Here is a 13,075-nt window from a genome sequence, read left to right as displayed (position 1 = left end):
CAGCTTTAGGAACCGGCTTAATGGCCGCCATCCGGCCATCTGCCGTAAACTGCGCATTCCCCTCCTGGAAGGCCACCCATATGGAAATGCAATGGTGGATCTGGCTCGTCTTCGGCGTTGCCCTGATCCTGCTTGAACTGGTCCTGCCCACGTTCTTCATTCTCTGGTTCGGCATCGGCGCCGTGCTGGTGGCGCTGATCGCCCTGATCGCACCCAGCCTGCAACTGGACAGCCAGGTGGTGCTGTGGGTGCTGTTCTCGTCGGCCACTACCCTGCTCTGGTTCAAGCTGTTTCGCCGAAAAAAACCCGACGTGCGCTGGACTGCCGACAGCGTGATCGGCGAGGTCGGCCTGCTTACCGTGGCCGTCTCGGAGTTTCAGAAGGGCCGGGTGCGCTTCCAGAAGCCGATCCTCGGCAACGAGGAATGGGTGTGCATCGCCGACAGTGACATCGCCGCCGGCGAGCGCGTGCGCCTGACCGCCATCGAAGGCAACACCGCCCGGATCACCCGGGCCTGAATCCGTACTTAAAGGACGCTGCACCATGACCAGCCTAATCGTCGTCGCCTGCCTGGCACTGTTTGTTCTGATTACCGTATTCAAAGGGGTGCGCATCGTGCCCCAGGGCGAAGAGTGGATCGTCGAGCGCCTGGGCCGCTACCACAGCACGCTCAAGCCCGGCCTGAACATCCTCATCCCGTACATGGACGTGGTTGCCTATCGCCTGCCGACCAAAGACATCATCCTCGATGTCCAGCAACAGGAAATCATCACCAAGGACAACGCCGTCATCGTCGCCAACGCACTGTGCTTCGCCAAGGTGATCGACCCGCAGAAGGCCTCCTACGGCGTGCAGAACTTCTCGTTTGCCGTGACCAGCCTGACCATGACCTCGCTGCGGGCGATCGTCGGTGCCATGGACCTCGACGAAGCGCTGTCCAGCCGCGAGCAGATCAAGGCGCGCCTGCGCGAAGCGATGTCCGAGCAAACCGAAGACTGGGGCGTGACCGTGCGCTCGGTAGAAATCCAGGACATCAAGCCGTCGCCGAACATGCAGCTGGCGATGGAACGTCAGGCCGCCGCAGAGCGTGAGCGTAAAGCCGACGTGACCCGCGCCGAGGGTGCCAAGCAAGCGGCCGTACTGGAAGCCGAAGCGCGCCTGCAGTCGGCTCGGCTCGACGCAGAAGCGCAGATCAACCTGGCCGAAGCCTCGGCCCGAGCGATTACCCTGGTGCGCGAGGCGGTCGGCAGCGAGACCACTCCGGCCATGTACCTGCTTGGCGAGCGTTACATCGGTGCGATGGAAACCCTCGCTGCGAGCAACAATTCCAAGATCGTGGTGTTACCGGCCGACCTGCAAGAAACAGTGCGCGGGCTGCTCGGGCGCAAGGCCTGATACACCGCCGCCCCGCTTAGGTCAGGGCTGGGCGGCCATTGCACAGGCGCAGCTGCGGCACTTCACCGCACCGGGGTATTTTTACCTATACTGCGCCTTACAATGGCCACCACGATTCCTGACCGGATCTCTCCATGCCCCCACGTCGGCCCATCGCCTGGATCGCCTGCCTTGCAGTGCTGTTCAATCTGCTGGCCATGCCGCTGTCTTCCGCTGCGCCGAAAAGCGCGGCCGAGCAGCTGCTGTGGGGGGCGTTCTGCTCCAGCATGGGCGTCAAGCCCACGCCGGCAGTGCAGGCGCTGGCCAAGATCGACCTCGGACCGCAAGGCGACGAGCACGCGAGCATGCAGCATTGCTGGTGCTGCTCAGGCGGCCTGACGCTGCTGGCCTTGCCTGGGCATCCGCCGCAGTTGCACAGCCCTGTCGCCATGGACAACGGCACTGCGAGCATTCTTGCCAGCTACCAACCAACGCCGCGCCAGTTATGGCCTGCGCTCAATCCGCGCGCCTCTCCTCTGACCTGAGTTACAGCCGCCCCGCGTCCTGAACCTGTCCAGATTGGAGATTTACCCATGCTCAAGCAAGCCCTCGTCGTGGCCGCCCTGTTGCTGCCTGGCGCATTCGCCAATGCCCATGAATACACTCAGGGTGACCTGCACATCGCCCACCCGTGGTCACTGCAGCTGCCGCCCAATGCGCCCAACGTGGCGGCGTATTTCACCGTGCACAACAGTGGCAGCAGCGACGACCGCCTGCTCAGCGTCGACAGCCCGATCAGTGATGACGCGCAGCTGCATGAGCACGCCATGAACGCAGCAGGCCTGATGAAAATGCAGCAGGTCGACGGCGTGACCATCCCCGCCGGCAAGGACCTGCTGTTCGCCCCGAGCGCCTACCACGTGATGCTGATGCAGCCCAAGGACCGCAGCCTGCTCACCGACGGCAAGCGCTTCCCGCTGACCCTGCACTTCGAAAAAGCCGGGGACATCACCGTGCAAGTGGCTGTCCAGAAGCAGCCGCCGGCCGACCAGCCGGAACAGCAACACGCGCACTGACCGCTGACAGGCGCCAGCCGTGAACGTGCTGGGCAAACACAGCTACCGCCGTACCACCCGCCCTGCTCGCAGGCGCGCCGGTGGCGGCTGGCTGAGCCTGTTTGCCATGTGGATGATCTTCATCGGGCCGCTGATTTCTCAGTCGATGCCGATGGAGCACCACACGGGCATGAGCATGAGCATGTCCAGCGACATGGCCATGAACATGCCCATGCCCGCCAGCCATGCCCACGCCGACAGCAAGCAACACCACAACCACAGCGATGACGCCGAGCTGCACGCGCTGTGGGCCAAGTGCGGCTATTGCACCCTGCTGTTCAACTGCCCGGCGCTGCCGCAGAGCTTCAGCCCGCTCAACGCCAGCCGCGTTCCACCTGCCCCGCCCCCGCCAAGCGTCACCCGCCACGGCCACGCGCGCCAGGCAATTTTCCCCGGCGCCCGCAGCCGGGCGCCACCTGCCCAGTCTATCTACGTCTGAACATCCATTGACCGCACGCAGCCAGGAGGCTGTGCGCTCATATTCGACTGATCGACTGGAATCACTATGTCCGGCTGCATCCCCGTTTTCACCCTTTCCCTGCGCGGCACTATCGCCGTGCTCTGCGGCTCGCTGCTGAGCCCCTTGGCTATCGCCGCCGACAGCGGCCATGTTGGCCACGACCACGACGTCGCCGAGCTGAGCCCGACGGTAATCACCGCCGTCGCCCCCAGCTCGCCGCTGACCATCGTCACCAACCCCAAGGACCCGCGCCAACCAGTGCCGGCCAGTGATGGTGCCGACTACCTGAAGACCATCCCCGGCTTCTCGGCGATCCGCGCTGGCGGCACCAATGGCGATCCGGTGCTGCGCGGCATGTTCGGCTCGCGCCTGAACATCCTCACCAATGGCGGCCAGATGCTCGGCGCCTGCCCCAACCGGATGGACGCGCCAACCTCGTACATCTCGCCGGAAACCTACGATCGCCTTACCGTGATCAAAGGCCCGCAAAGTGTGATCTGGGGCCCCGGCGGCTCGGCCGGGACGATCCTCTTCGAACGCGAGCCGGAGCAGTTCGGCGAGCTTGGCAGCCGAGTCAACGCCAGCCTGCTGGCCGGCTCCAATGGCCGCTTCGACAAGCTGCTCGATGTCGCCGCCGGCAATAGCGAGGCGTATGCGCGCTTCGTCGGCAACCAGTCACGCTCGGATGACTACCGCGACGGCAACGGCGACAGCGTGCCGTCGCGCTGGGACAAGTGGAACGGCGACGTCAGCCTCGGCTGGACGCCGGATGCCGACACCCTGCTCGAGCTCACCGCCGGCAAAGGTGACGGCGAAGCCCGTTACGCCGGGCGCGGCATGGACGGCTCGCAGTTCAAGCGCGAAAGCCTGGGCCTGCGCTTCGAAAAATCCGACCTCGGCGAGGTGCTCGATAAGATCGAAGCGCGGGTCTATTACAACTACGCCGACCACGTGATGGACAACTACAGCCTGCGCACCCCGTCCGGCAGCGGCATGATGGGCATGCCGATGGTCGCCAACGTCGACCGGCGCACTCTCGGCGCACGGATCAAGGCCACCTGGCGTTGGGCCGATGTGCAGTTGATCAGCGGTATCGATGCGCAAAGCAGCGAGCACCGCCAGCGCAGCGGCATGGGCGTCGACGCACACCGTGGCCAGCCGTGGAGCAAGGATGCCGAGTTCCACAACTACGGCGCGTTCGCCGAGTTGACCTGGTACGCGAGCGGCGAAGACCGATTGATCAGCGGCGCCCGCCTTGACCGCGCTTCGGCGCGCGATCTGCGCAGCGACCAGGCCACCGCCGGCAACACTCGCGCCGATACCCTGCCCAGCGGCTTTGTGCGCTATGAGCATGACCTCAGCGCGCTGTCGGCCACCACCTACATTGGCCTTGGCCATGCGCAACGCTTCCCGGATTACTGGGAGCTGTTCTCGGCCGACGGCCCGGCCGGCACACGCAACGCCTTCGACGCGATCAAGCCGGAAAAAACCACCCAGCTCGATTTCGGCATCCAGTACCGTGACGAACGCCTGGAAGCCTGGGCCTCGGGCTATGTCGGGCAGATCCGCGACTACATCCTGTTCGATTACCAGACCGGCATGATGGGCATGAGCACCACCCAGGCGCAGAACATCGATGCGCGGATCATGGGCGGCGAGCTGGGCGCGGCGTACAAGCTGTCGGAAAACTGGAAGGCCGATGCGACCCTGGCTTACGCTTGGGGCAAAAACAGCAGCGACGGCAAGGCACTGCCGCAGATGCCGCCACTGGAAAGCCGCCTGGGCCTGACCTACAGCCAGGACAACTGGAGCACCGGGGCATTGTGGCGGTTGGTCTCGGCGCAGAACCGCGTCGCTGAAAATCAGGGCAATGTGGTCGGCAAGGATTATCAAAAAAGCGCAGGCTTTGGCGTGTTCTCGCTCAACGGCGCCTACAAGGTCTCGCGCAATTTCAAGCTCAGCGCCGGCGTCGACAACCTGTTCGGCAAGGCTTACGCCGAGCACCTGAACCTGGCCGGCAACGCCGGTTTTGGATACCCGGCGAACGATCCGCAGCCGGTGCCTGAACCTGGCCGGACCTTCTGGACCAAAGTCGATCTCAGCTTCTGACAATTACAACGGGCGCGGCCATGACCGCGCCCCTCTGATGGGAGGTTCCATGGGCGGACCGCGTATTTCCTTCTACAACCTGGCCTGGCGCTGGCACTTCTATGCCGGGCTGTTCGTTGCGCCATTCATGATTCTGCTGGCGCTCACCGGGATCATCTACCTGTTCAAGCCACAGCTCGACCCGCTGATGTACCGCGAGCTGATGGTGGTCGAAGCCGGCCACCATCGCCAAAACGCCGACGCGCTGCTGGCGCAGGTTCAGCAGGCTTATCCACAGGGCCACGTCGGCCAGTACCTGCCGCCGCTGAACAGCGAGCGCAGCGCGCAATTCGTGGTGCATGACGGCGGCCGTGAGCTGAACGTGTTCGCCGATCCGTACAACGCCAAGGTGCTCGGCGAGCAGGACGCCAAGCAGAACCTGCAGGCCATCGCCCGTGCCCTGCATGGCGAGCTGATGGTCGGCACCGTCGGCGACCGGCTGGTGGAACTGGCCACTGGCTGGGGCATTGTGCTGGTGGTGTCGGGGCTGTACCTGTGGTGGCCGCGCGGGCGCAGCAGTGCCGGCGTGCTCTGGCCGCGCTTTGCCGCGCGCGGCAGGCTGCTGTGGCGCGACCTGCATGCGGTCAGCGGCTTCTGGGGATCGGCGCTGTTGCTGCTGATGCTGCTCAGCGGCATGACCTGGACTGGCATGTGGGGCAAGCAGTATGCCGATCTGTGGAACCGCTTCCCGGCGGCGATGTGGAATGACGTGCCCAAGTCGGACCAGCAGGCGCGGGTGCTCAACCAGGCGCATCGGCAGACCGTGCCCTGGGCGATGGAGAACACGCCGATGCCGCAGTCGGGCGCCCATGCCGAACACGCCGGGCACCATATGATGTCGAGCAAGCCAGCGGCGCCGCAGGTCAGCTTGCAGCAGGTCGAGGACATTGCCAGCAGCCGCCAGGTCGAGCCCGGCTACAGCATCACCCTGCCGACCACCGCCGATGGCGTGTTTACCATTGCGGTGTTTGCTGATGATCCCCGCAACGACGCCACCCTGCATGTCGACCAGTACACCGGCCAGGTGCTGGCCGATGTGCGCTGGCAGGATTACAGCCCGGTCGCCCGTGCTACTGAACTGGGAGTGATGCTGCATGAAGGCAAGATGTTTGGCGCGCTCAATCAGATCGTGATCTTGCTGGTGTGCCTGATGATTCTGCTCGGCTCGGTGAGCGGTCTGGTGATGTGGTGGAAGCGCCGGCCCGAGGGTGGCCTGGGGGTGCCGCCGTTGCGCCATGATTTGCCGCGCTGGAAGACGGCGACGGTGGTGATGCTGGTGTTGGGCGTCGCGTTTCCGCTGGTAGGGGCGTCGATGCTGGTGATGTGGGTGGTCGATCGCTGCGTGGTGCGGCGGCGGGCGGTGGTCAGCGTTTGAGATTTGCTGGGGCTGCTGCGCAGCCCCAGCCTGCACTGCAATACTCGTGTCGATCTGTCACGCCCCGATCTGGAACGGGCGTGTTAGCCTACTCGGCTAGCAAAAAAAGACTGAACCAATAATGGAATGCAGCCAATGACCGTGACCTCCACCCCCGAGCCAGATGATCAGCATCTGCAACGCAACCTGAGCAACCGCCACATTCAGCTTATCGCCATCGGTGGCGCCATCGGCACCGGCCTGTTCATGGGCTCGGGCAAGACCATCAGCCTTGCTGGCCCGTCGATCATCTTCGTCTACATGATCATCGGTTTCATGCTGTTCTTCGTCATGCGGGCGATGGGCGAGCTGCTGCTGTCGAACCTCAACTACAAGTCCTTCATCGACTTCTCGGCCGACCTGCTCGGGCCCTGGGCCGGTTACTTCACCGGCTGGACCTACTGGTTCTGCTGGGTCGTCACCGGTATCGCCGACGTGGTCGCGATCGCCGCCTACACCCAGTTCTGGTTCCCTGACCTGCCGCAGTGGATACCGGCGCTGAGCTGCGTGGCGCTGCTGCTGTCGCTGAATCTGGTGACGGTGAAGATGTTCGGCGAGATGGAATTCTGGTTCGCCCTGATCAAGATCGTCGCCATCCTCGGCCTGGTCGCCACTGGCCTGTATATGGTCATCACCGGCTTCCAGTCGCCCTCTGGCAGCACTGCGCAGCTGGCCAACCTGTGGAACGATGACGGCATGTTCCCCCATGGCCTGATGGGCTTCTTTGCAGGCTTCCAGATCGCCGTGTTCGCCTTTGTCGGTATCGAGCTAGTCGGCACCACCGCCGCCGAAGCGAAAGACCCGGAGCGTACCCTGCCGCGGGCGATCAACTCGATCCCGATCCGCATCATCGTCTTCTACGTGCTGGCCCTGATCGCGATCATGGCAGTGACGCCGTGGCGCGACGTGGTCCCGGGCAAGAGCCCGTTCGTCGAGCTGTTCGTCCTCGCCGGCCTGCCTGCGGCGGCCAGCATCATCAATTTCGTGGTGCTGACCTCGGCCGCCTCGTCGGCCAACAGCGGCGTGTTCTCCACCAGCCGCATGCTGTTCGGTCTGGCCCAGGAAGGCGATGCACCGAAGGCCTTCGAGAAGCTCTCGCGCCGCGCGGTCCCGGCCAACGGCCTGTTCTTCTCCTGCGCCTGCCTGCTGCTGGGCGCGGTGTTGATCTACCTGGTGCCTAACGTGATCGAAGCCTTCACCCTGGTGACCACGGTGTCGGCGGTGCTGTTCATGTTCGTCTGGACGCTGATCCTGCTGTCGTACCTGAAGTACCGCAGCCAGCGCCCGGCGCTGCATCAAAGCTCGATCTACAAGATGCCCGGCGGGCGCTTCATGTGCTACGTGTGCCTGGTGTTCTTCGCCGCCATTCTGGTGCTGCTCAGCCTTGAGGCCGACACCCGCTCGGCGCTGGTAGTAACGCCGATCTGGTTCCTGCTGCTGGCAGTGACCTACCAGTTCGTGCGCAGCAAGCGCCAGCCGCGGGCTGCAATGGACCGCTGACTGCTTGGGGCCGCCCAGCGGCCCCAATACCGTGCACGCCTCGGGCGCCAGCACCAAGCTGGACCCAGCAACCCCACCCTTCCCCCGCAAAGCCCCGAAAACCGGGACTTTGGCCGTGTCCAAAAAGCGGGCACAGCGCTTGCAATGTCTCCTGCAGAGTCGCCAACAGCACAATAAAACTCAGCGGAGAGAGCACATGAAGCGTCGCAGTCTGATCAAGGCCTTTACCCTTAGCGCATCGATTGCGGCGATGGGCCTGAGCTGGAGTATCCAGGCCGCCGAGACCATCAAGGTCGGCATCCTGCATTCGCTGTCGGGGACCATGGCCATTTCCGAGACCTCGCTCAAGGACATGGCGTTGATGACCATCGAGCAGATCAACGCCAAGGGCGGGGTCAATGGCAAGATGCTCGAAGCGGTGGTGGTCGACCCGGCCTCGAACTGGCCGCTGTTCGCAGAGAAAAGCCGCCAGTTGCTGACCCAGGACAAGGTCACGGTGGTGTTCGGATGCTGGACGTCGGTGTCGCGCAAGTCGGTGCTGCCGGTGTTCGAGGAGCTCAATGGGCTGCTGTTCTACCCGGTGCAGTACGAAGGTGAAGAGATGTCGCCAAACGTCTTCTACACCGGCGCGGCGCCTAACCAGCAAGCGATCCCGGCGGTGGAGTACGTGATGAGCGAAGACGGCGGCAGCGCCAAGCGCTTCTTCCTGCTCGGCACCGACTATGTCTATCCGCGCACCACCAACAAGATTCTGCGGGCCTTCCTGCACAGCAAAGGTGTGGCCGACAAGGACATCGAAGAGGTGTACACGCCGTTCGGCCACGCTGATTACCAGACCATTGTCGCCAACATCAAGAAGTTCTCTGCCGGCGGCAAGACCGCGGTGATCTCCACCGTCAACGGCGACTCCAACGTGCCGTTCTACAAAGAACTGGCCAACCAGGGCCTGAAGGCCACCGACGTACCGGTAGTGGCGTTCTCGGTGGGCGAAGAAGAGCTGCGCGGTATCGACACCAAGCCGCTGGTCGGCCACCTGGCGGCGTGGAACTACTTCGAGTCGGTGGATAACCCGGTCAACCAGAAGTTCGTCGCGGACTGGAAGGCCTACGCCAAGGCAAAAAATCTGCCGGGCGCCGACAAGGCGGTGACCAACGACCCGATGGAAGCCACCTATGTGGGTATCAATATGTGGGCGCAGGCGGTCGAGAAGGCCAAGTCCACCGATGTCGACAAGGTCCGCGAAGCGCTGGCCGGGCAGACCTTTGCCGCGCCGTCGGGCTACACCCTGGCCATGGACAAGACCAACCACCACCTGCACAAGCCGGTAATGATCGGCGAGATCCAGGATGACGGTCAGTTCAGTGTGGTCTGGGAGACTGAGCAGCCCCTGCGTGCGCAGCCGTGGAGCCCGTTCATTCCTGGCAACGACAAGCGTCCGGATTATGCGGTGAAGGGTAACTAAGTGACGGGGGCCGCTCTGCGGCCCTTTCCGACCGGTCCGGCGCCCCGGCGAGGCCGCTCCGACAAGGACCGCGCTGGCCTCGCATTGCGCTGTACCTGTAGGAGCGGCCTTGTGTCGCGATCGAGGGCGCAGCCCTCGCCTCCCCCTGACACAACAGGATCAACCAATGCTCAGATTCCTGCTCGCTCTGCTCCTGCTGCTGCCGCTGGCAACCCAGGCCAGCGAGGGCGACCTCTTCTACGCTGCCAAGGCTGCAGACCAGGCCCGCCTGCTACAGGACTGGGCAGCCCAGCCAGAGCCTGCGCGGCTGGCGCTGCTGACCGCGCTGAAACAAGGCCGGATTGCCGCCGACGACACCCGCAAACTGCGCCTGAACAACCGCCTGCGTGGCCTGATCGACAATGCCCTGGCCAGTCATCAACTGCTGAGCGACGACGCCAAGCTACGCCTGGCCGCAGCGGGCGAACTGCAACGCAGCGCCCAGCCGGCACAGATGGCATTCCTCGACCGACGCTTCGCCAACGAGCCAGACCCAGCCGTGCAGGCCGCCCTGGCGTTGGCCCTGGCCAACCTGCAACTGGTCGCCAGCGAGCCCTCGGTACGCCTCGCGGCCGTGCGCCTGCTCGGCGAAACCGGCGACCCACTGGCCCGTACTCGTCTCGAAACCCTGCTGCAGCCCGGCGTCGAAAGCGATGCCGGCGTACGCACCGCCGCCGAAACCAGCCTGGCCCAGGTCAAGCGCAAGCTGCTGATCGGTGAACTGCTCGGGCAGGCCTTCAGCGGCCTGTCGCTGGGCTCGATCCTGCTGCTGGCAGCACTGGGCCTGGCGATCACCTTCGGCCTGCTTGGGGTGATCAACATGGCCCACGGCGAGATGCTCATGCTCGGCGCCTACAGCACCTACATGGTCCAGGTGCTGCTGCAGCGCTATGCGCCCGGCGCCATCGAGTTCTACCCGCTGATCGCCCTGCCGGTGGCGTTTGCCGTCAGTGCCGGGGTCGGCATGGCGCTGGAACGCACGGTGATCCGCCATCTGTACGGCCGCCCACTGGAAACCCTGCTGGCGACCTGGGGCATCAGCCTGATCCTGATCCAGGCGATCCGCCTGCTGTTCGGCGCGCAGAACGTCGAGGTGGCCAACCCGGCGTGGCTGTCTGGCGGCATTCAAGTGCTGCCGAATCTGGTACTGCCCTACAACCGCATGGTGATCATCGGCTTTGCCCTGGCGGTGGTGCTGCTCACCTGGCTAGTGCTCAACCGCACCCGGCTGGGCCTGAACGTGCGCGCGGTAACCCAGAACCGCAACATGGCTGCCTGCTGCGGGGTCTCAACTGGCCGCGTCGACATGCTCGCCTTCGGCCTGGGCTCGGGCATTGCCGGTCTTGGTGGGGTGGCCCTGAGCCAGGTCGGCAACGTCGGCCCTGACCTTGGCCAGAGCTACATCATCGACTCGTTCCTGGTGGTGGTACTCGGTGGTGTCGGCCAGCTTGCCGGCACACTGTGGGCCGCGTTTGGCCTGGGCATCGCCAACAAACTGCTCGAGCCGCAGATCGGTGCGGTGCTGGGCAAGATCCTTATCCTTGCGCTGATCATCCTGTTCATTCAGAAGCGCCCGCAAGGTTTGTTCGCTCTCAAGGGACGGGTAATCGACTGATGAACCAGCCACTGCTTGTCACCGCCGCACAAAAAGCCGGGCCGCGCCTGTCGCTGGCCATCGGCATCATTGTTGTCCTGCTTTTGCTGGCCTTGCCGCTGTTGTCGCTGCTACCCGCAGAGCACTCGTTGCAGGTCTCGGCCTACACCCTGACGCTGGTCGGCAAGATCCTTTGTTACGCCATTGTCGCGCTGGCGCTGGACCTGGTGTGGGGCTACGCCGGCATGCTTTCGCTGGGGCATGGACTGTTCTTCGCCCTCGGCGGCTACGCCATGGGCATGTACCTGATGCGCCAGGCGGCGGGTGACGGCCTGCCGGCATTCATGACCTTTCTGTCGTGGACCGAGCTGCCATGGTTCTGGGCCGGCACCCAGCATCTCGCCTGGGCACTGTGCCTGGTAGTGCTGGCGCCGGGCCTGCTCGCGCTGGTGTTCGGTTGGTTCGCCTTCCGCTCACGGATCAAGGGCGTGTACTTCTCGATCATGACCCAGGCACTGACGTTTGCCGGCATGCTGCTGTTCTTCCGTAACGAAACCGGCTTTGGCGGCAACAACGGCTTCACCAACTTCCGCACCATTGCCGGCTTCGACGTCGCCGCGCAAGGCACCCGGGCGGTGTTGTTCCTGCTCACCGTCGGCCTGCTGCTGGCCAGCCTGTACCTGTGCTGGCGGCTGACCCAGAGCAAGTTCGGCCGCCTGCTGACGGCACTGCGTGATGCGGAAAACCGGCTGATGTTCTGCGGCTATGACCCGCGCGGTTTCAAGCTGCTGGTGTGGGTGCTCAGCGCCGTACTGTGCGGCCTGGCCGGGGCGTTGTACGTACCGCAGGTGGGCATCATCAACCCCAGTGAAATGTCGCCGACCAACTCCATCGAGGCTGCCGTATGGGTAGCACTGGGCGGACGCGGCACGTTGATCGGGCCACTGCTCGGTGCGGGCCTGGTCAATGGCATGAAGAGCTGGTTCACCGTGGCCTTCCCGGAGTTCTGGCTGTTCTTCCTCGGCGCGCTGTTCATCATCGTCACCCTGTACCTGCCCAAAGGCGTGGTCGGCCTGTTGAAGAAAAGGAACCAGCCATGAGAGGCATCCCACCGGTACACCCTGAATTCATGCTCGAACCGGTATTCGACCAGATCGGCGCCGGGCGCGATGCGATCGGTCTCGGCCAGCGCCGCGGCAAAGGCCTGGATGTGCGCCACGGCACGGTGCTGAGCCTGGAAGACATCAGCGTCAGCTTCGATGGTTTCAAGGCGCTCAATGCGCTGAACCTGTACATCGGGGTTGGCGAGCTGCGCTGCATCATCGGCCCCAATGGTGCCGGCAAGACCACCATGATGGACGTGATCACCGGCAAGACCCGCCCGGACACCGGCACGGCGTTTTTCGGCGACACCCTCGACCTGACCCGCATGAGCGAATACCAGATCGCCCAGGCCGGCATAGGTCGCAAGTTCCAGAAGCCGACGGTGTTCGAGGCGCTGACCGTCTATGAAAACCTCGAACTGGCGCTCAAGACCGACAAGTCGGTATGGGCTAGCCTGGCCTCGCGGCTGTCATCCGAGCAGCGCGAGCGCATCGACTCAGTGTTGATCCAGTTGCGCCTGCTGCCCTTGGCCCAGCGCCAGGCCGGGCTGCTGTCGCACGGGCAAAAACAGTTTCTGGAAATCGGCATGCTGTTGGTGCAGGAGCCGCAACTGTTGCTGCTCGATGAGCCGGTGGCAGGCATGACCGACGCCGAAACCGAATTCACTGCCGAGCTGTTCAAGGGCCTCGCGCGCAGCCATTCGCTGATGGTGGTGGAGCACGACATGGGTTTTGTCGGCAGCATCGCCGACCACGTCACCGTGCTGCACCAAGGCAGCGTGCTGGCCGAAGGCTCGCTGGAGCAGGTGCAGGCGGATGAGCGGGTGATCGAGGTTTACCTGGGCCGCTGATCGTTGTTTGCCAAC

At 64.1% G+C, this 13,075-nt stretch carries 12 protein-coding genes; all 12 read left to right on the top strand.

All coding sequences use genetic code 11. The features are described from left to right. Positions 1 to 80 precede the first annotated feature (80 nt). Positions 81 to 518, top strand: a complete 438-nt coding sequence (locus tag FW789_RS16135; RefSeq protein WP_103435889.1) for an NfeD family protein — start codon at positions 81 to 83, stop codon at positions 516 to 518. A 25-nt stretch (positions 519 to 543) separates the two neighbouring features. Further along, positions 544 to 1,395, top strand: coding sequence for an SPFH domain-containing protein (locus FW789_RS16130; RefSeq protein WP_101316041.1), 852 nt, complete (start codon positions 544 to 546; stop codon positions 1,393 to 1,395). A gap of 134 nt (positions 1,396 to 1,529) precedes the next feature. Next, a complete protein-coding gene (locus tag FW789_RS16125) occupies positions 1,530 to 1,919 on the top strand; it encodes a DUF2946 domain-containing protein (RefSeq protein WP_101316039.1) in 390 nt (129 codons plus the stop codon). 48 nt (positions 1,920 to 1,967) lie between these two features. Continuing rightward, positions 1,968 to 2,450: a copper chaperone PCu(A)C gene (locus tag FW789_RS16120; protein WP_103435888.1), complete on the top strand. Its 483-nt coding sequence runs from the start codon at positions 1,968 to 1,970 to the stop codon at positions 2,448 to 2,450. Positions 2,451 to 2,475: 25 nt separating this feature from the next. Further along, the gene (locus FW789_RS16115; protein ID WP_446431765.1) at positions 2,476 to 2,928 is read left to right on the top strand and encodes a DUF2946 domain-containing protein; all 453 of its coding nucleotides are present in this window, start codon (positions 2,476 to 2,478) and stop codon (positions 2,926 to 2,928) included. A gap of 66 nt (positions 2,929 to 2,994) precedes the next feature. After that, entirely contained in the window at positions 2,995 to 5,058 is a 2,064-nt protein-coding gene (locus FW789_RS16110) for a TonB-dependent copper receptor (RefSeq protein ID WP_446431743.1), read from the top strand. Positions 5,059 to 5,107: 49 nt separating this feature from the next. Continuing rightward, positions 5,108 to 6,472 (top strand): PepSY-associated TM helix domain-containing protein, encoded by a 1,365-nt coding sequence (locus FW789_RS16105; RefSeq protein ID WP_446431742.1) that lies wholly within the window; start codon positions 5,108 to 5,110, stop codon positions 6,470 to 6,472. 135 nt (positions 6,473 to 6,607) lie between these two features. Continuing rightward, positions 6,608 to 8,011 (top strand): D-serine/D-alanine/glycine transporter, encoded by a 1,404-nt coding sequence (cycA, locus tag FW789_RS16100; RefSeq protein ID WP_103435885.1) that lies wholly within the window; start codon positions 6,608 to 6,610, stop codon positions 8,009 to 8,011. 196 nt (positions 8,012 to 8,207) lie between these two features. Continuing rightward, positions 8,208 to 9,473, top strand: a complete 1,266-nt coding sequence (gene urtA, locus FW789_RS16095; RefSeq protein ID WP_446431741.1) for an urea ABC transporter substrate-binding protein — start codon at positions 8,208 to 8,210, stop codon at positions 9,471 to 9,473. A gap of 166 nt (positions 9,474 to 9,639) precedes the next feature. Further along, a complete protein-coding gene (gene urtB, locus FW789_RS16090; RefSeq protein WP_446431740.1) occupies positions 9,640 to 11,127 on the top strand; it encodes an urea ABC transporter permease subunit UrtB in 1,488 nt (495 codons plus the stop codon). Then, entirely contained in the window at positions 11,127 to 12,206 is a 1,080-nt protein-coding gene (gene urtC / locus FW789_RS16085) for an urea ABC transporter permease subunit UrtC (protein ID WP_103435882.1), read from the top strand. The genes urtB and urtC overlap by 1 nt, the downstream gene beginning before the upstream one ends. Further along, positions 12,203 to 13,060, top strand: coding sequence for an urea ABC transporter ATP-binding protein UrtD (gene urtD, locus FW789_RS16080; protein ID WP_446431739.1), 858 nt, complete (start codon positions 12,203 to 12,205; stop codon positions 13,058 to 13,060). Before urtC ends, urtD begins: the two co-directional genes overlap by 4 nt. The last annotated feature ends 15 nt before the right edge of the window (positions 13,061 to 13,075 follow it).

The sequence above is a fragment of the Pseudomonas sp. 1121_17 genome (assembly GCF_052850745.1).
Note: the sequence above shows the minus strand (reverse complement) of the source record. Positions and strands in the feature narration are given on the sequence as shown.